The 20,714-nt window shown below is 76.5% G+C and carries 6 protein-coding genes; all 6 read left to right on the top strand.

From position 1 onward, the window contains the following. Positions 1–356: 356 nt before the first annotated feature. The 6 genes from ACIQ9P_RS33020 (at position 357) to ACIQ9P_RS33045 (ending at position 20,678) form a co-directional block, all read left to right on the top strand. Positions 357–3,644, top strand: coding sequence for a type I polyketide synthase (locus ACIQ9P_RS33020; RefSeq protein ID WP_402364619.1), 3,288 nt, complete (start codon positions 357–359; stop codon positions 3,642–3,644). Further along, the gene (locus ACIQ9P_RS33025; RefSeq protein WP_402364622.1) at positions 3,641–10,459 is read left to right on the top strand and encodes a condensation domain-containing protein; all 6,819 of its coding nucleotides are present in this window, start codon (positions 3,641–3,643) and stop codon (positions 10,457–10,459) included. The genes ACIQ9P_RS33020 and ACIQ9P_RS33025 overlap by 4 nt, the downstream gene beginning before the upstream one ends. Positions 10,460–10,607: 148 nt before the next feature. Next, a complete protein-coding gene (locus ACIQ9P_RS33030; RefSeq protein WP_402364625.1) occupies positions 10,608–10,898 on the top strand; it encodes a phosphopantetheine-binding protein in 291 nt (96 codons plus the stop codon). Positions 10,899–11,062: 164 nt separating this feature from the next. After that, the gene (locus ACIQ9P_RS33035) at positions 11,063–12,736 is read left to right on the top strand and encodes a hypothetical protein (protein WP_402364628.1); all 1,674 of its coding nucleotides are present in this window, start codon (positions 11,063–11,065) and stop codon (positions 12,734–12,736) included. Beyond that, positions 12,733–17,949 carry an amino acid adenylation domain-containing protein gene (locus ACIQ9P_RS33040; RefSeq protein ID WP_402364631.1) on the top strand — a complete coding sequence of 1,739 codons (5,217 nt, stop codon included), beginning with the start codon at positions 12,733–12,735 and terminating at the stop codon, positions 17,947–17,949. Before ACIQ9P_RS33035 ends, ACIQ9P_RS33040 begins: the two co-directional genes overlap by 4 nt. Further along, complete coding sequence (locus ACIQ9P_RS33045; protein WP_402364634.1) at positions 17,946–20,678, top strand: non-ribosomal peptide synthetase; 2,733 nt, start codon at positions 17,946–17,948, stop codon at positions 20,676–20,678. Before ACIQ9P_RS33040 ends, ACIQ9P_RS33045 begins: the two co-directional genes overlap by 4 nt. Positions 20,679–20,714 lie beyond the last annotated feature (36 nt).

The raw sequence follows: 20,714 nt of genomic DNA on the forward strand, positions 1-20,714 counted from the left end.
CCGACCGGCTCACGACGATGTTCCGACGGTTCGGCGACCGAATTCTCCGGGTTGTCCGCACAGTGCCACGAAGGTGGCATTCGGGCTGCGAACAGCCGGTCACCAGGGCCGTCCCGACCTCGAACGAGAGCGAATCGCCCCCCCGAACGGCTTTCGGGGTACGGGCGCCGATCCACCGGGCCGGCAAGGCCGACGGGGCGGTGGCTCGGGATACCGGAGAGTTCCGCCGGGGCCGGGCGCATTTGTCGCGGAGGGAATTCATGCCGCACGCATGGCGCACGAATGGCGGCGATATCAAAGTGCTCCGCTAGCTTCCTCGGCGAGCCACAAACCAATCCACGAGGGAGGGGACGGCGGTGCGCCACGAGGCATCAGGCACGAGCGACGACGGCCTTTACGGGAACAGCGGGGCCGACGGCTCCGAGGCGAACGACCACTCCGGCACCGGTGCCGATCACCGCGAGGCCGACGCCGCCGGAGCCGGTGACCTCGACATCGCGGTGATCGGCATGGCGGGCTCCTTCCCCGGGGCGCCCGACCTGGACCGGTTCTGGTCCGTCGTCCGGGCGGGGCGGCGGACCGTGCGCACCGTGCCGGCCCCCGAACTCGGCGCCGGCGCCCACGGATCGGCCCCCGGCGCCGCGACCGCCGTCCGCGCCGGGGGCGTGCTCGACGGGGCCGAGCTCTTCGACGCGGCGTTCTTCGGCTACAGCCCGCGCGAGGCCGAGCTGCTCGACCCCCAGCAGCGGGTCTTCCTGGAGTGCGCGTGGACCGCCCTGGAGGGCGCCGGCTACGGCTCCCCGGTCGGGCGGCCGGTCACCGGCGTCTACGCCGGGGCCAGCCTGAGCACCTATCTCATCCGCCATCTGCTGCCCGATCCGGGCCTGGCCGAGCTGCGCGAGGAACAGCTGCTCGGCAACATGACCGACACCCTCGCCACCCGGGTCGCCTACCACCTGGACCTCCACGGTCCGGCGCTGTCGGTGCAGAGCGCCTGCTCGACCTCCCTGGTCGCGATCCACCTCGCCTGTCAGGCGCTGCTCGCCGGGGACTGCGAGATCGCGGTGGCCGGCGGCGTCTCGGTGCGGCTGCCGCAGCTGACCGTCCACGACGGCCGGGGGAACGGCATCCTCTCCCCCGACGGCGACTGCCTGCCCTTCGACGCCCGGAGCGCGGGCACCGTCAGCGGCAACGGCGTCGGCGCCGCGGTGCTCAAGCCACTGACCGCCGCGCTCGCGGACGGCGACCGGGTGCACGCCGTGATCAAGGCCACCGCCCTCAACAACGACGGCCGCCGCAAGGTCGGCTTCACCGCGCCCAGCGTCCAGGGCCAGTCCGCCGTCCTGCGGGCCGCCCAGGACCTCGCCGGCGTGGACCCGGCCGACATCGGTTATCTGGAGGCGCACGGCACCGCCACTCCGCTGGGCGACCCGATCGAGTTCGCGGCGCTCGCCGAAGCCTTCGCCGGGCGCGACCCCGAGCGCGACGGGCGGTGCGCCCTGGGCTCGGTCAAGGCCCTGACCGGGCACCTGGACGCGGCCGCCGGCATCACCGGGTTCCTCAAGGTCGTGCTGGCCCTCAAGCACGCCGTGGTGCCGCCGAGCCCGTACTTCGGCGAGCCGAATCCCGGCATCGACCTGGCCGGCAGCCCGTTCGAGGTGCCCACCGCCGAGCGGGCCTGGGAGCGGCCGCGCGGCGGCCGGCGCCTGGGCGCGGTGAGCGGCTTCGGCATGGGCGGCACCAACGCGCACGTGATCCTCCAGGAGGCGCCCGACCCGGCGCCGGCCGGTCCGCCGGTCCGCGGGCGGCAGCTGCTCGTGCTCTCGGCCCGCACCCCGGGCGCGCTGGACACCGCCCGGGAGCGGCTGCGCGAGCGCCTCCTCGCCGGGGCGGGGCCGGGCGGGCTCGCCGACGCCGCCTTCACCCTCCAGGCCGGCCGGACCGCCTTCGCGCACCGGCTGGCCGTGGTCGCGGACTCCACCGCGGCGGCGGTCGCCGCGCTCGCCCCCGGCTCGCCGCAGGCCCTGGCCGGCCGGGCCGGCACCGGGCGCCGCGACACCGTGTTCATGTTCTCCGGCCAGGGCGCCCAGCACGTCGGCATGGGCGCCGGGCTGTACCGCGCCGAGCCGGTGTACCGGGACGCCTTCGACACCTGCGCCGAACTGCTCCGGCCGGTCCTCGGCCGGGACCTGCGCGAGCTCGTCCTCGACGCTGCCGCTGCCGGTGCCGGTGCCGGTGCCGACGACTCTGCCGGGGCAGCCCCGGCCGACGCCGAGCCGCTGCGCCGGACCGAGTTCGCGCAACCCGCGCTGTTCGCGGTCGAGTTCGCCCTCGCCCGGCTCTGGGACTCCTGGGGCGTCCGGCCCGCGGCGATGATCGGGCACAGCGTCGGCGAGTACGTCGCCGCCTGCCTGGCCGGCACGATGCCGCTCCGGGACGCGCTGCGTCTGGTCGCCCTGCGCGGGCGCCTGATGCAGGCGCTGCCGCCGGGCCGGATGCTGTCGGTCGCGCTGCCGGCCGAGGAGGCCGAGCGGTTCACCGGGGGCGGGGTGGCGGTCGCCGCCTCCAACGCCCCGTCCCTCAGCGTGCTCTCCGGACCGGCCGAGGCGCTCGACGCCGTCGGACGGACGCTGGCCGCCGAGGGAGTGGCGGTCCGTCCGCTGCACACCTCGCACGCCTTCCACTCCCCCGCGATGGACCCGATCCTGGCGGAGTTCCGCGCCCTGGTGGCCGCCGTCCCGCTCGCGGAGCCCGCGCTGCCGTTCGTCTCCAACCTGACCGGGACGTGGATCACCGGCGAGCAGGCCACCTCGCCGGACTACTGGGTGCGGCACCTGCGGGGACGGGTCCGCTTCGGCGAGGGCCTCGCGACCCTGGCCGGGGCCGGACCGCTGGCGCTGGTCGAGGTCGGACCGGGCACCGCCCTGGCCACCCTGGCCCGGCAGCACCCCGGGGTGTCCGGGAACCTCGTGGTCACCAGCCTGCCCGCGCCCGGCCGCCCCGACCCCGCCGACCGCACCGTCACCGAGGCCCTGGCCCGGCTGTGGCTCACCGGCACGGAACCGGACTGGGCCGGCTACTGGCGCCACGACCCGCGCGGGCGGGCCGAGTTGCCCACCTACCCGTTCGAACGCGGGCGCTACTGGATCGAAGCGCCGGTCACCGGGACCGTCCCCGGCCCGGTTCCCGCCGCGGACGGCACCGCGACCGGCTCCCGGCCACCGGCGCAGCCCGCGCCGCTGCCCGGGACCGGACCGGCCCCGGCCGCGCACCCCCGGCAGCTGGCCACCCCGTTCGTCGCGCCCCGGGACGAACGGGAGGAAGCCGTCGCCAGGATCTGGGGCGATCTGCTCGGAATCGCCGACATCGGCGTCCACGACGACTTCTTCGAGCTCGGCGGCCACTCGCTGCTGGCAACCCGCGTCGTGTCCCGGCTGCTCGACGTCCTCGGCGTCGAACTCCCGCTCGGCGCCGTGATGAAGGCACCGACCGTGGCCGCGCTGTGCGACTACGCCGACGAGGAGCTCATGAACGCCTATCTCGACAGCCAGTCCCCCTCGACCTCCCCGTCCCAGCCCGCCTCCAAGCCCCAGCCCGCTGCCGCCGACCCGTCGGCCGACCCCCGGAACGAGGGTGTCCGATGACCGAGACCGTCCGTGAACCCGCCCAGGAGATGTCGGCGGACCAGCGCGCCGAACTCCTCGCCCGTCTGCGCGCCGAGAAGCGCGCCGCCGCCGCGGCCGGCCGGCCGCGGCCCCGTGACCCCGGCCTGGAGCTGGTCCCGCTCAGCCCCGCGCAGGAACGCCTCTACTTCCAGGACCTGCTCGACCCGGGCAACCCGGCCCTCAACATCACCGTCTCGATCCGGATCCGCGGCGCCGTGGACCACGGCGCCCTGGAACGCGCCCTGGCCGCCGTCGTGGACCGCCACGAGGCGCTGCGCACCGCCTTCGTCGCCGGCCCCGAGGGGCCGCGCCAGCGCGTCGTGCCCGCCGGGCCGGTCACGGTGTCCGTCGAGGCCGGCGCCGACACCGACGGACACGCCGACACCGACGGACGCGCCGCCGCCGACGCGGCCGCCGCCGGGACCGCGCCGCACCTCGACGCGGCCCTGCTCCGGCACGCCCGCACCCGGCTCGACCTGGTCACCGGACGCCTGCTGGCCGCCGCGCTGTTCCCGGTCGGCGGCGACGAACAGCTGCTCCAGATCGTCGTCCACCACATCGCCTTCGACGGCTGGTCCACCTCCGTCCTCGTGGGCGAGCTGGTCGAGTCCTACCGCGCCGACACCGGGGACCGCCCGGCGAAGCTGGAAACCCTGCCGGTCCAGTACCCGGACTTCTCGCTGTGGGCCCGCGAGCGCGCGGCGGGGGAACGCCAGGCGCGGGGCCTCGCCGCCGTCCGCGACCGCCTCACCGGCGCCCCGTTCGTCCTGGACCTGCCCGCCGACCGGCCCCGGCCCGCGCTGCAGACCCACAACGGCGCCCTGACCCCCCTCGTCCTGGACGCCGGGACCAGCGCCGACCTGGCCGCCCTGGCCCGGGCCGAGGGCACCACGCCGTTCGTCGCCCTGCTCGGCGTCCTGACGATCCTGCTCTCCCGCGCCTCGCGCGACGCCGAGCTGGTCGTCGGGTCCCCGGTGGCCGGGCGCACCCGCCCCGAACTGGAGCCGATGATCGGCTGCTTCGCCGACATCCTGGTGCTGCGGATGGCCCCGGCGGCCTCGGCCACCTACCGGGACCTGCTGCGCGCGGCGCACGAGGAGGCCGGCCGGGCCTACGGGGACCAGGAGGTCCCGTACGCCAAGGTGGTCGAGATCCTGGCCCCGCCGCGCGACCCGTCCCGCAACCCGCTGTTCCAGGTCATGTTCGGGTTCCACGAGGTCGTTCCGGCCCGCTTCGACGACGCGGTCCCGGCGTTCACCGTGGAGACCCGCGACAACGGCGTCACCGACTTCGACCTCTTCCTGAACATGGAACGCCGCGCGGACGGCTGCTTCGAGGGCGAACTCCGCTACAACACCGACCTGTTCACCGCCGAGGCGATCGCCGACCTGACCGGGCGGTTCGCCGAGGTGGCGCGCGCCGTCGCCGCCGCCCCCGACACCCCGTGGACCCGGCTCGCCCCGGCCCGCTCCGGACTGGTCGCGCTGGCGGCCTCGTTCCCGGTCGAGCCGGTGCTCCCGGCGCTCCGCGCCTGGGCCCGGCACGCGGGCCTCGGACTGGACTTCGAGGTGTCGTCCGAATCCGGCCCGCTGGCCGGCCGGCTGCGCGCGCTGAACGGCGTGTTCGGCCTGAACCCCGGCGCGGCGCACGTGGCGCTGCTGCGCTGGGAGGACCTGGTCAGGGCCGGTGCCGTGCGGGACCGGCGCGACCCCGAGGAGGTCGGCGCGGCCCTGGACCGGGGTCTGGTGGAGCTGTGCGACGCCCTGTCCGCCTACCGGGCCTGGTCCGAGGACCCGCTGACGATCGTGCTCTGCCCGCCGTCGGCGGCCTGGGCCCGCTGGCAGGGCACCGAGGTCTTCGACGGGGCGGCCCGCCGGCTCGACGAGGCGTGCGGGCGCTGGTCCGACGTCCGGGTCCGCACCGCCCGGGCCGAGGCGCCCGGCAGGCACAACGCCTCCGAGGACGCCGACGGCTCCGACGGCTCCGACGGCTCCGAGGACGTCCTCGGCCACGACGAGGAGCGGGAGGACGCGGACTTCCTCGACGGACTGGACCTCGTCCCGTACGCCGGTGCCGACTTCTACCCGCTTCTCGGCGCCTCCGTGGTGCGCGGGCTGCTGCCGCTGACCGTCCGCGACGAGGACGGCCGCACGGCCGAACTCACCCCGGTCTGGCCCTCGCGGCTGGCCGCCGGGGCCGCCGGACCCGTCGACGTCGCCGACGCGTCCGACGGCACCGACGGCGGAGCGGCGCCCGGCACCGGACTGCCGGGCGCGGGCGGATTCCGCGAGCCGGCCACCGACACCGAGCGCCGCCTGGCCGCGATGTGGCAGCAGACGCTCAAGGTCGACCGCGTCGGCCTGGACGACAGCTTCTTCGCGCTCGGCGGCCACTCCTTCCTCGCCATCGAGCTGCTGACCCGGATCAAGGCCGAGTTCGACCGCTCGGTGGAGCCGTTCGAGCTGTTCAGCGGCCCGACCCTGGTCCACCTCGCCCACCTCGTCGACGCCGCGGCTCCCGGGGTGGTCGACGACGGTCCGGTGCCCGTGTCGCGCGAGCAGGTGCTCGCCCCGTCCTCCACCCAGCGCCGGCTGTGGGCCCTGGCCCAGGTGCACGGCGCCGGGCTGCTCCACAACAGCGCCTTCCCGCTGCGCCTCGACGGCGACCTCGACGAGGCGGCGCTGCGCGCGGCCGTCGCGGCCCTCGTCCGGCGGCACGAGACCCTGCGGACGACGATCGTCGAGGGCGGCGACGGCGCGCCGGTGCTGCGGGTCGTGCCCGACGCCGCCGACTGGGACAGCGAGGTGTTCCCGGCGACGGTGACCGTCCCCGACGGCCCCGACCGGGCCGCCGAGGTCGAGCGCCTGATGCGGGAGGCCGCCGAGGAGACCTTCGAGCTCCACCGCGGCCCGCTGACCAGGTTCCGGCTGTACGCGGCCGGTCCGACCACCCACTACCTGTCGATGGCCATGCACCACGCGGTCACCGACAACCGGTCCTGGGCCGTCGTCGTGCGCGACCTGGCCGAGCTCTATCGCGCCGCCCGCTCCGGCACCGTCCCGGAACTCCCGGACCTGCGCGTGCAGTTCGCCGACTACGCGCACTGGCAGCAGGACTGGCTGGCCGGCCCGGGCGGACGCGAGCACGAGGAGCGCTGGCGGGAGATCATGCGGGACGCCCCGGCGGTCTCCTCGCTGCCGACCGACTTCCCCCACACCGGGCAGATCGGCTCGGACAGCGGTGTGGTGTCCCGGCGCCTCGGCGCCGGACCGGCCGCCCGGCTGCGCGCCGCCGGACGCCGCCTGGACGTGCCGCTGTTCAGCGTCGCGCTCACCGCGTTCCACCTGCTGGCGGCCCGGGCCGGCGGACGCGAGGAGTTCGTCGTCGGCACCCTCAACGCCAACCGCGAGTACCCCGGACTGTCCGACATCGTGGGCGACTTCGCCGACCTGGTGCCGATCCGGCTGTCCGGGAGCGGCGAGCTGACCGTGGCCGACCGGGTCGCCGCGACCCACCGGGCGATCCTGGACGCCCGCTCCGTCCAGCGGCTGCCGTTCGAGAACATCGTCTCGGCGGTCCGCGCCGCCCGCACCCCCGGCCGCCAGCCGCTGTTCCAGACCCTGTTCAACTTCGTCGACGGCGACGACAGCCTGCCCGCCTTCGACGGCTTCACCCCGACCCAGCTGACCTGGCTCCGGGCCGGGACCGAGTTCGAGCTTCTGTTCAGCGTCGACGCCGAGGGCGACGAACTCCTGATCACCCTGGACTACCGGACCGGGCTGTACACGCCCGCCGGGGCCGCGGCCCTGCTCGACGCCTACGCCGCCATGCTGGCCGCGATCGCCGACGACGCCGACGCCCGCAGCGGCGACCTCGCCTTCCCCGCGGAGTGCCGGATCCCGGAGCTCGCGCCCGGCACCGGGTCCGAGCCGGAGTCCGGCCCCGCCGCCGCGCCCCGCACCGCCGTGGCGGCCAGTTTCACCGCCGAGGCGGGCGGCCCGGCGCTCGGGTTCTGGCTCGACCTGTTCGGCCGGCCGGCCAAGGTCCCCTTCGCTCCGTACGCGCAGGTGGTGCAGCAACTGCTCGACCCGGGCGCCGCCTTCGGCACCGCCGGGGCCCCCGTCAACACCGTGCTGCTCCGCTGGGAGGACTCGGTCCGCCATCTCGGCCACGACCCGCGCACCCTCGCCGGGGCCACCGACGCCCCGACCCGGTTCGACGCCGTCGTCCGCGACCTCGAAACGGCCTTCGCCGACCTGCACGCCGCGCTGCTGAGCCACCGCGGCTGGTCCCGGACGCCGCTCCTGCTCGCCGTCTGCCCGGCCTCGCCCGGCTGGTCCGCCGAACCGTGGGCCGCCCTGGGGCGCGGGCTGACCGCGCGGCTGACCCGGCTGGCGGCCTCGCTGACCGACGTGCGCGTGCTCGACGTCGGACCCGTCGCCGACCGGTACCCGGTGGAGCGGCGCGACGACGAGCACGCCGACCGGCTCGCGCACATGCCGTACACCCCGGAGTTCACGACCGTCCTGGCCACCGTGCTGGCCCGCGCCGTGCTGAGCACCGGACCGCGCGGCACCGTCCTGGCGGCCCCGGACCGCCTGCTGGGACTCGGCGACGGGGCCGACGGCGGGGACACCGGGACCGACGACGGCCACGGGTCCGCCGCGCTCGTCGCCCGGGCGCTGCGGCGCGCGGCCGAACAGGGCCGGTCGCTGGTGTTCACCGGCGCCGGACCCGCCGTCCGGGCCGCGCTCGCCGCCCGGCCCGACCTGCTGCCCGACCCGGACGCCGCCTCGTGGCTCGCCGGGGACCAGGACGGCGGCCGGAGCGGGGAGCAGGACGGGGAGGTCGAGGCCCGGTTCGCGGAGGCGCTCGCCGCCGGGGACGTCGACCCGGCCGACTGCGTCCTGCTGGACCCGGACGCCGGACTCTGCGGCCGGCTCAACTCCCGCTTCCCGGGCCTGCTCGCGGTCGCCGTACCGCCGGACGCGGACGGCGCGCGCCAGGTCCTGGACCACCTGTGGGCCCTCGACGAGCCGCTGTTCACGGTGGAGCGGGAGGCCGGGGCCATCCCCGGTGCCGCAACCGTCGCCCCGGTCACCGGCGCCGCCGCCGGGCTGCGCGTCCTGGCCGAACTGTCGGACGCGGCCGGCATCCACGCGGCCGTGGACCGGGCCCGCTGGCGCGTCTCCCGGGGCGAGTACATCGAGCCGCGCTCCGACCGCGAACGGCAGCTGGCCGAGATCCTCGCCCGACTGCTCGGCACCGACCGGGTCGGGCTCTCCGACAACTTCCTGGCGCTCGGCGGCGACTCGATGACCGCGATCCAGGTGGTCTCCCAGGCTGCCCGGCACGGCATCAGCCTGTCGCCGCGGGCCGTCCTGGAGACGGCGTCGGTCGCCGAGCTGGCCGAGGCCGACGGGGCCCCGGTCGTCGTCGCCGACCAGGGTCCGGTCGTCGGACCGGTCGCCCTGGCCCCGGCCCAGCACTGGTTCTTCACCAACCCGGTCGGCACCACCGGCGACCCCAACTACTACAACCACCCCTACTACCTGACGGTTCGTCAAGGTGTCACCGCCGAGCACCTGGAGCGCGCCCTCCGGGTCCTGGTGGACCACCACGACGCGCTCCGGCTGCGCTTCGCCCGCGGCGCGGACGGCGAGTGGCGGCAGTGGTCGGAGCCCACCGGAATGGAGGTGCCGTTCGAGCGCGTCGACCTGACCGGGCTCCCGGCCGGGGAGCGCGCCGCGCGGGCCGAGGAGCTGGCCACCGCGCTCCAGGGCAGCCTCGATCTGGAGCACGGGCCCTCGCTGCGGGTGCTGCACCTGCACACCGACGGCGAGCCGGACCGGCTGCTGATCATGTGCCACCACCTGGTCGTGGACGGCATGTCCCGGGGCCTGGTACTGGAGGACCTCACCACCCTCACCGAGCAGGCCGTCGCCGGAGAGCCGCTGCTGCTGGCGCCGAAGACCACGTCGTTCCGCGACTGGACCGACCGGATCGACGCGTACGCGGCCGGCGAGGAACTGCTCACCGAGGTGCCGTTCTGGCTGGAGCAGGTCGCCCCCTTCCCGGAGGGCGCCCGCAGGCCGGTGGTGCCGGTCGACCACGAGGGCGGCTCCCGGCAGATGGCCTACATGGAGACCGCCGAGGTGCGGGTGAGCGCCGAGGAGACGGCCGCGGTGCAGCGCCTCGCCGTCGCGGCGCGGTCCAGCCTGTCGGACGCCGTCCTCGCGGCCTCGGCCGCGGTCCTGAGCGAGTGGACCGGCGCCGACTCCTGCCGGTTCGCGGTCGCCGGCCACGGGCGGCCCCAGCGCTTCCCCGACCTCGACCTGGTCCGGACGGTGGGCTGGTTCCAGATCTACTTCCCGATCGGCATCGACGTCGGCGACAGCGAGGGCATCGACCTGGTGCGGTCGGTGCACCGCCAGCTGGCGGTCGTCCCGGACGCCGGCCTCGGCTACGCGGTGCTGGTCCACCAGCACGCCGACCCCGCGCTGCGGGCCGCGCTGGCCGGGGGCGAGCAGCCGCAGTTCACCTTCAACTACATGGGCGAGTCCGGCTTCGAGCAGACCTCCGCGCACACCACCCTGTTCGGGCACTGCCCCGACCCGGTCGGCCCGTGCCAGGACGGCGCCTGCACCTGGCCCTACCTGCTCGACCTGATGCCGGCCATCGTCGACGGCGCGCTGGTGCTGCAGATCTACTACCGGCGCAGCATCCACGACGCCGCGACCGTGCAGGCGCTCGGCGAGCGGATCGCCGACCGGTTCCGCGCCCTCGCCCGGTGAGCGCCGCGCCCGCTCCCCCGTCCCCGCTCCCGTTCCCCGTTCCTGCCCGCGCTCCGCGAAAGGTGGTCCCCGCCATGTCCTCCCGCCCCACCCAGCCCGGTACCGGCGCCGCGTCCCCGGCCCACCGCACCCGACGGGCGGCCCGCCGATGAGCGCCACCGAGCGGCCGGCCCCGCAGCAGCCGGCCGACCAGCACGCGGCCGACCGGCTGACCGGCCTGGTCGCCGAGGTCCTGGGGGTGCCGGGGAGCGAACTGTCCGAGGACTCCGGCCCCGGCGCGCACCCCGCCTGGACGAGCCTGAAGCACGTCGAGGTCGTGGTCGTGCTGGAGGAGCACTTCGACGTGGCCTTCAGCAGCCGGGAGATCAAGGGCCACACCAGCATCGCCGCGCTGCGCGGGCTGCTGACGGCCAAGGGGGCCGCGGCGGCGGCCCCGTGACCGCCGCCCGGCCCGTACCGGCGCCGACCCGCACCACCCCCACGGCCTCCCGCGGCCACCGTTACCCCACTCCTTGACGGCGGTCCGTTCCCTCGCCGAGGTCAAGCAGGCCCTGGAAACCGCCGGCGTCCCGGCCGGGTCCGGGTGCCGACGGAAGGACGATCATGCCTCTGCCCCTCATCGACGTGCCGGTCGACCTGCGCGCGCTGCGGGCCGCCCACCAGGCTGCCGAGCGCGCCGGACCGCCCGGCGGACCGCGCGTCGGGATCATGGCCAGTTACACGGCCGACCCGCTCGTGCCCTATCTCGCGACCGCGCTCGGCGGGGCGTTCGGCCGCCCGGACGTCCGGGTCGCGCCCTACAACCGGATCGTCCAGGAGTGCCTCGACCCGGACAGCGGCTCCGCCCGGGCCGACCTGGACGTGGTGGTGGTCGCGCAGCGCCTGGAGGAACTGGAGGACGGCGCCTGGAGCACCGGGCTGGCGGCCGTCGCCGAGGTCACGGCCGAGGCCGCGGCCCGCTGGGGGGCCACCCTGGTCATGGTGCTCCCCGGGCTGCCGGCGGCCGATCCGCTGGGCGTCGCGGGCGACTGCTGGTCCGACGGCCGCACCGCCGCCGCCGCGGCCGCCCGCGAGGGCGTCCGGGCCGCGCTGGCCGACCGGCCGAACGTCCACCTGGTGGACCTCGAAGCGGTGCTGCGCTCGCTCGGGGCCGCCAAGGCGCACCACCCGGCGCTGTACCAGTACGCCAAGGTCCCGTACCGCGAGGAGGTCTTCCACCACCTCGGGGCGCGGATCGCCCACGTCCTGCGGCTGCGGGCCGGCGACACCTGCCACGCGGCGGCGCTGGACCTGGGCGGCCTCGTCGACGCCGACGACGTCGACGGCCTCGGCGGGGTGCTGCGCTGGCTGTCCGCGGCCGGAGTGCCCTCGTACGCGCTCGGCGGTCCGGACGCGGTCGGGGCGTGGCGCGAGCTGCTCGACGGCGACCCGGCGGTCGCGGCCCTGCTGACGGACTGGCACTTCGACGACCGCGGCCCCGACGCCCAGGTGCGCGAGCTGGCCGCCGGACGCGGTCTGGCCGCACGGGACGTGGCCCTGCTCCGGCGCCGGGAGGACCGGCTGACGGTCACGGTGCGCCCGGCCGACGGCGGCCCCGCCGAAACGGTGGACCTGGGCCCGGAGGCGGCGGCCTGGCCGTCGCTGCTGGCCGCCGCGGGCGTCTTCGACCGCCTGCCGGTACCCGGCGCGCCGGCCCGCGGGCCCGGACCGGGCGGCGCCACCGGCCCCGCCGGTCCCGTGGAACCCGCCGGCGCGCTGTCCCTGGCCTCCTTCATCGCCGGGCTCGGGGTCGAGACCGACTTCCGGGAGCCCCGGGGCGCCGACCTCGCCAAGATCAACGACATGCTGGTGGCCTCCAAGGAGTTCACCCTCGGCCTGCCGATGACGCCCGCCGAGGTCGACGCGGCGGCCGCCGGCGGCGACCGGGTACTGCGGCTCGGCCGGGTCCGGGACCGCCTCGGCGACCTCGGCCCCAGCGTCGTGCTGGCACTCGCCAAGGACGGCTCGGACTGCGTCGTCGAGGCGTTCGTCATCTCCTGCCCGGCCATGGGCAAGGGGGTCGAGGTCCGGGCGATGCGCGAGATCGCCGCGCACGCCCGGGCCATGGGCGCCGACCGGATCGTCCTCGGCTACCGCGACACCGGCCGCAACCACGCGGCCGTCGACTTCCTCCGTTCGCCCGCGGCGGGCGACAGCACCGAGTTGCCCGACGGCGCGCCCCTGGACGTCCTCCTGCGCGCCGAGACCCCTGAGATCGGAGCCGTGACCACCTCATGACCGAGATGCCCCCTCGGCCGGGCGCCCGCGCCGGCCGGTTCTCCGCCGAGAGCCTCCGGCGCGTCCACCAGCAGGCCGGACTCGATCCGCTCGACGCCGCTCCGGCGGCCGCGGCCCGGACCGGACGGCCGGACGCCGGGCAGGAGGACATGTGGCTGTTCGACCTGACCACGCCCGAGGCCCTGGTCCACCAGCTCGCCCTGGTCGTCGACCTGACCGGACCGCTCGACCCGGAGACCGCGGCGAACGCCGTCCGGGTGCTCGGCCGCCGCCACGAGGCGCTGCGCGCCCGCTTCCCGGCCGGCCCGGACGGCACCCCGGTCCTGCTGGTCGAGCCCGACTTCACCGGCCGGATGGACCTGGTCGACCTGACCGACCCCGGTACGGACCCGGCGGGCACCACGCCCGGGGCCGGGGCCGAGCAGCGCTGGGAGGCGCTCGCCGACCGCGAGACCCATCGGCCGTTCGACCTGGAGCACGGCCCGCCGGCCCGCTTCACCCTGGCCCGGCTGGCCGGGCAGCGGCACCGGCTGCTGGCCGTCGTGCACCACATCGTCGCCGACGGCCGGACGTTCCAGCTGTTCCAGGCCGACCTGGTGGCGGCGCTGCGCGGCGAGGACCTGCCGACCCCGCCGCCGGCCCTGGCCGCGGCGGCGGACCGGATCCGCTCCGCCGCCGACGGACCGGACGCCGCCCGGCGGCTGGAGCTCCGCGCCGCCGAACTGGCCGGCCTGCCGCCGGCCGCCGACCGCTGGCCGTCCTTCGGTCGCCCCGTCCAGGGCGACGACCCCTACGCCGCGGCGGTCCTTCCGGTCGAGGTACCAGCCGGGCTGGCCGACGCCGTCCGCGCCGTCGCGGCGGCGGAGCGCGCCACCCCGTTCATGGTCTGGCTCACCGCGCTGTCCGTCCTGCTGCAGCGCCTGTCGGGCCAGGGGGACACGGTCGTCGGCACGGTGGTCGGCCGTCGCGACGAGGACTCCCGCGACACCGCCGGCTTCCTCGCCAACCAGACCGCGCTGCGGCTGCGGCTGTCCTCCACCGGGACGTGGCGCGAGGCCCTGCGGGTGGCCCGCGGCGCGACCCTGTCGGCCTTCGACGACGCCGACCTGCCGTTCCGCCGGGTGGTCGAGCGCCTCGCCCCGGCCCGCCGGCCCGAGGTGCACCCGCTGTTCCAGGTGCTGCTCGGCGGCATCCAGCCGCTGGACCCTCCGGCCACCGCCGGACCGCTGCTGGTGGAGGCGGTCGAGCCGCTCTCCCGCCGTTCGCTGTACGAGGTCGAGCTGCAGCTCGCCGACCTGCCGACGGGCATGCGGGGCTATCTGCGCTACCGGACGGCGGTGCTGGACGCCGGCACGGCCGCCGCCGTCGCGGCCGGTTTCGTCGGCCTGCTCGAAGCCCTGACCTCCTCGCCCGACAGCCCGACGGCCGCCGCGCCGTGGCCCGCCGAACTCGTGGCCGCCGAACTCGCCGCCGCCGAAGCCGCCGCGGCCCGGACCGCGGCCGGGGCGGCCATCGGGTCGGCCGCCGCCCCGGACGGCGCGGCCGAGGACCGCCCGACCACGACCCCGGGCCGCCCCGGCACCCCCCGCCGGCAGCCCACCGGCCCCACCCAGTCCCGCGTCGCCGCGATCTGGCACGAGATCCTGGAGCAGTCCCCGCCCGGCGTCGACGACGACTTCTTCGCCATCGGCGGCCACTCGCTCAGCGCCGTCCGGGCCGCCGCCCGGCTGGCCACCGACTTCGGCCTGCCGATCACCGCCCGGGCCCTGTTCGACCATCCGACCGTCGCCCTGCTGTCCGCGTTCCTCGACGGCTGGGCCGCGGCCGCGGCCGCCGCGGGCACCGACACGGCCGGCGGCCCCACCGGGCCGGCCCCGGCCGCGCCCGTCGCCGTGGTCGAGCGGACCGAGGCGGGCGCGCCGCTGTCGGCGACCCAGCGGCGGATGTGGCTCTCGTCGCAGCTGTATCCCGACAACGCCGTCTACAACCTGTCCTACGCCTTCCGCGTCGGCGGCGACCTCGACGCCGCCGTGCTCGAAGCGGCGCTGGGCGACCTCGTCGCCCGCCACGAGGCCCTGCGCACCGTCATCGACGTCCACGACGAACAGCCCCGGCAGCGGGTCCTGCCCGCCCTCGCCGTGCGCCTGGCCGTCGACCGGCCCGCGGACCCGGCGTCGAACCCGGCGGCGGCGAACACGGCACCCGCCGACATCGGGCCCGCCGACCTGGCGGCCTGGGCCGCCGAGCGGGTCGACGCCGAGGCCCGGGCACCCTTCGACCTGTCCACCGGCCCGCTGCTGCGGGCCCGGCTGATCGCCCCGGGCACCCCGTCGGCCGCGCTCGTGCTGACCGTGCACCACATCGTCTGCGACGGCTGGAGCCTGGAGCTGCTGTTCGCCGAACTGGCGGAGGCGTACACCGCCCGGACCGAGCACCGCCCCGCCGCCGCGCCGGCGCCCAAGGTGCAGTTCCTGGACTTCGCCGCCTGGCAGTCCGAGCAGCTGACCGGCGCCCGCCGCGAGCGGCTCGCCGACTACTGGCGCGGCGAACTCGAAGGCGCCCCCACCCTGCTGGACCTCCCCACCGACCGGACCCGGCCCGCGCGGCGCCGGCCGGACGGGGCCGAGGTCTCCTTCGCCTGGCCCGCGGAGGTCGAGCAGCTGGTCACCGGGTTCACCCGGCGGCACGGCGTCACCGCCTACGCGACCCTGCTGGCCGCGTTCGCCTCGGTCGTCCACCGGCACACCGGCCGCGACGACATGATCATCGGCTCGCCGGTCGCCAACCGCGTCCGCCCGGAGTTCGCCCGCACCGTCGGCTGCTTCGTCAACCTGGTGCCGCTGCGCCTGCGCGTCGGCGCGGACACCACCTTCCTCGACCTGGCGCGCGCCGCCCACCGCACCATCAGCCAGGCCCAGGAGCACCAGGACTTCCCGTTCGAGGACCTCGTGACACTGCTGCGCCCGGACCGGGACCCCAGCCACGACCCCGTCGTCCAGCTGCTGTTCGTCCTCCAGGACGTCGAGACCGCGCTCGGCCTGCCCGGCGCGGACCTCACCCCGCTGCCCGTGCACGGCGGCGGCGCGATCCAGGACTTCTCCGTCATCCTCGAACACGCCGGGGCGGGGACCGGCGGCGGCTACCGCGGCACCGCCGAGTTCAACACCGGCCTCTACGGCACCGACACCGTGAACCGCTTCCTCGGCCACCTGGGCACCCTGCTCCGGGCCGCGCTGGCCGCACCGGACACGGCCGTCGCCGACCTGGACCTGATGACCGCCGACGAACTCGCCGAGCTCGACCGCTGGAACGACACCGGCCTGCCCGAGCCGCTCGCCCCGGACGTCCCGGCCCTGTTCGAACGCTGGGCGGACCGGGAGCCCGGGCGGCCCGCCGTGGTCGGCGCCGACGGTGAACTCAGCTACGCCGCCCTGGAGGCGCGGGCCAACCGGCTCGCCCACCACCTGACCGCGATCGGGGTCGGCCCCGGCACCGCCGTGGGCGTCGCGCTCGACCGCTGCCAGGACCTGCCGGTCGCCTTCCTCGGCGTGCTCAAGGCCGGGGCGGCGTACGTGCCGCTGGACACCGCCTACCCGGCCGAACGGCTGGCCCTCATGATCGAGGACACCGGGATCAAGGCCCTGGTGACCCGCACCGGCCGGGCCGACCCGCCCGGCGCCGACCGGCTGCCGGTGGTCCGCCTGGGCGGCCCCGACGACCCGCTCGACCAGTACCCCGACACCCGCCCCGCCCGGACCACCGGGCCCGCCGACCCGGCCTACATCGTCTTCACCTCCGGCTCCACCGGCCGGCCCAAGGGCGTCGTGCTGCACCACCGCGGCGTGGTCAACTCCGCCCACGCCGAGCTGGAGTTCATGGACCCGCAGGCACCGGACACGGTGCTCCAGTTCTCCTCGCCGAGCTTCGACGGCTCGGTCCTGGACTTCACCCTCGCCCTCGCCCACGGCGGCCGCCTGTGCGTCGTGCCCCGCGACCGGATGCTGCCCGGTTCCGACCTGGCCGAGACCGTCCGCCGCTACGGCGTGACGATGGCGTTCCTGCCGCCCTCCGCGCTCGCGGTGACCCGGCCGGAGGACGTGCCGGGACTGCGCACCATCCTGGTCGGCGGCGAGGCGTTCCCGCCGGAGCTCGGCCCGCTGTGGGCGCCGAACCGCAGGCTCGTCAACATCTACGGCCCCACCGAGATCACCATCTGGTGCACCCACACCCGCCTGGACGGCGAGCGCCGGCCGACCATCGGCACCTCGGTCGCCGGCACCACCGCGCACGTCCTGGACGAGCGGCTGCACCCCGTGCCGGTCGGCGTCCCCGGCGAGCTGTTCGTCGGCGGCATCGGGGTGGGGCTGGGCTATCTGCGCCGCCCCGAGCTGACCGAGCAGAAGTTCCTGCCCGACCCGTTCACGTCCAGGCCGGGCGCCCGCCTCTACCGCACCGGCGACCTGGTGCGCCGGCTGCCCGACGGCACCCTGGACTACCTGGGCCGGATCGACCGGCAGGTGAAGGTCCGCGGCCACCGGATCGAGCTGCCCGAGATCGAGGCCCGGCTGGAACAGCTCCCCGGCGTCGGCCGCGGCGTCGTCACGGCGCGCCGAAGCGATCCCGGGCCCGGGCCGCTGCGCCTGGTCGCCTACGTCTCGCCCGCCGCGCCGCTCACCGCCGCGGAGCTGGACCCGGCCGCGCTGCGCCGCCGACTGACCGAGTTCCTGCCGGAGTTCATGATTCCGTCGGTGATCGTGCCGCTGGACTCGCTCCCGCTCAACGGCAACGGCAAGATCGACCACCTGAAGCTGCCGGAGCCGCCGCGCGACCGGACCGCCGGCGCGGCCCGCGTCGCCCCGGTGTCGCGGCTGGAACGGGAGATCGCGGCCGTCTGGTGCGACCTGCTCGGCCTCGACGCCGTCGGCACCCACGACAACTTCTTCGAGATCGGCGGCGACTCGCTGCTGCTGGCCCGCGCCAGGACCAGGCTGACCCAGGTCCTGGACCGGCCCGTCGCCGCGCTGCTGCTCTTCACCCATCCGACCGTGCACGACCTGGCCACCGCGCTCGCCGACGACCCGCCCCGCGCCGCGGCCCCGGCCGCCCCGGCCGCAGCGGCCCGGCCGGCCGGTTCCGGAGCGCGGAGCGCCCTGCTGGCGAGGTCGCGACGCGCCACCGCCGGCCGCGACAACGAGGGGAACGGGACCCGATGACCACCGCACCGCCGAGCACCACCGCACTGCCGGACGCCACCGCACTGCCGGACGCCACCGCACTGCCGAGCACCACGCCGCCGGCCTCCGCGGCCGCGCGCGCCGCACTGCTCGACCGGCTCCGGGACGCGCCCCCCGCCACCGGCTGGCCGGCCGACCGGGGCGGGCCGGACCCCACGCCGCGACAGCCGCGCCCCCGGCTGGAGTTCCCGCTCCCGGACGAGCTCGCCGAGGGCCTCGCGGCGGCCGCCCCGGAATCGGGCGTACCGGTGCTGGCGACCCTGGCCGCCGGACTGCAGGCGCTGCTGTACCGGGTCGCCTCGCCGTGGGAGAACACCGGGACCGAGGAGGTCGTGGTCGGCGCCGGGGCGGACGGCTCGTGGGCGCCGCTGCGGAGCCCGCTCGACCCGGACACCGTGTTCGCCGACCTCGCCTCGGCGGCCGCCGGGCAGCTGCGGGACGCGGCCGGCGGGGAGTTCGCGATCGACGAGCCGGCCGGGACCGCCGTCGGGGACCGCTGCCGGGCGGCGGTCCTGCTCGGCGGCGGAGACCTCGCGCCGGACCTCCCGCTGGACCTCGTGTTCGCCCTCGACCCGGAGCGCCGCCGCGGCTCGCTGGCCCACGACGGCCTGCGCCACGGGCCGGACACCGCCGAACGCGTCGTCGAAGCCTACCTGGAGCTGCTGCGCGCGGCGGTCCGCGACCAGCGGACGCCGGTCGGCCTGCTCCCCCTGGTGCCGCCCCGGACCGCGCCGGCCGGGACCGACGGGACCGACGGGACCGACGCCTGGGACCTCACCGCGCACGGGCTGTTCGACCGCACCGCCGACCGGCACCCCGACACCCCGGCCCTGCGCTGGGACGGCGGCGAGATGACCTACGCGGAACTGCGGGCCGCCGCCGACCGGTTCGCCGACCGGATCGGCACCGCCCGGGTCGTCGCGCTCTCCGGCCCGCGCTGCCCCGAACTGATCGTCGCCCTGCTGGCGATCCTCAAGAGCGGCGCCGGCTACGTGCCGCTCGACTCGGCCTACCCCCGCGAGCGCCTCGACCACATGCTCGCCGACAGCGGAGCCGAGGTCCTGGTCGGCCCGCCCGGGATCGAGGGCGACCTCACCGTCCCCGGGGGCGTCCGGGTCGTCGACCTGTACGGGACGCCGGCCGGCACGCCGGGCCTCCCCGCGGCCCGGCCGACCGCGGCGCGCCCCGCGAGCACCACCGCGGACCTCTGCTACGTCATCTACACCTCCGGCTCGACCGGGGTGCCCAAGGGCGTCGCCATGCCGCACCGGCCGCTGGCGGCCCTGCTGGACTGGCAGTTCCGGCACTCGGAGGCCGGACCGGGCTGGAACACCCTCCAGTTCGCGGCGTTCAGCTTCGACGGCGCCTTCCAGGAGATGTTCGCCACCTGGGGCACCGGCGGCACCCTGGTGCTGATCACCGACGACGTCCGCCGGGACCCGGACCGGCTGGTCGACTGGCTGGGCGAGCGGCGGGTGCACCGGCTGGTGCTGCCCTTCGTCGCGCTCCAGCAGCTCGCCGAGGCGTCCTCGCGCCTCGGCCGCTACCCCTCGGAGCTGCGCGAGGTCATCACGGCGGGCGAGCAGCTGCTCGTCAGCCCGCTGGTGCGCGAGTTCTTCCGGCACACCGGCGCCTCGCTGGAGAACCAGTACGGCCCCTCGGAGACCCATGTCGTCACGGCCGAGCGCCTGCCCGCCGACCCGGCCGACTGGCCGGACCTGCCCGCGATCGGCGCCCCGATCGACCGCGCGGTGGTGGAGATCCTCGACGCGCGGCTGCAGCCCCTCCCGGACGGCGTGCCCGGCGAGATCTGCGTCTCCGGCGTGCCGCTGGCCGACGGCTACCTGGGCCGGCCCGACCTGACCGCCGAACGCTTCGTGACCCGCGACCCGGCCGGCGCCGGAGCGGCCCCGGACCGGACCTACCGCACCGGCGACTTCGGCACCCGGCTCCCGGACGGCCGGATCCACTACTTCGGCCGCCGGGACGGACAGGTCAAGATCCGCGGCTTCCGGGTCGAACTCGGCGAGGTCGAGGCACGGGTGCTGGCCCAGGACGGCGTGGCCGACGCCGTCGTGGTGGTGCGGGACGGTGCGACGGAGAAGCAGATCATCACCTACTACCGCCTCGCCGAGGGCCACGACGTCCCGCCGCGGACGCTGCGCGCCGAACTGGCGCGGACCCTGCCCGGGTACATGGTGCCGTTCGCCTGCGTCGCCGTCACCGCCCTGCCGCTGACCCCCAGCGGCAAGGCCGACCGGCTCACGCTGGCGGGGCGGCCGCTGCCCCAGGACCTCGACGCCGCGTACGAGGCCGTGCTCCGGGAGCGCGACGTCTCCGTCCTTCCCGGGGCCCGCACCCCCGCCGACGCCGCACTCGACGCCGACACCGCCGACACCGCTGACACCGCTGACACCGCCGCCGACGCCTCGCCGTTCGCCGAGCTCCTGGTCGAGCTCTGGGCCGACGCCCTGGCCCGCGACACCATCGACGCCCGCACCGACCTGTTCGCCCTCGGCGCCGAATCGGTCACCGCGATGAAGGTCGCCTCGCAGCTGTCCGGGATCTTCCGGGTGACCGTCCCCCCGAGCATGCTGTTCGACCGCCCGACCGCGGCCGGGCAGGCCGCGTGGTTCACCGCCCGCGACACCGCCGAGGTCGGCCGCCTGGCCGGTATCGCGCGCCTCCTCCTCGCCCACGAAGCCTGAGACCGCCCCCGGCCCGCTTCACCTCCCGACCCGGAA

Source organism: Kitasatospora sp. NPDC094019 (assembly GCF_044764505.1).
Taxonomy (GTDB): domain Bacteria; phylum Actinomycetota; class Actinomycetes; order Streptomycetales; family Streptomycetaceae; genus Kitasatospora.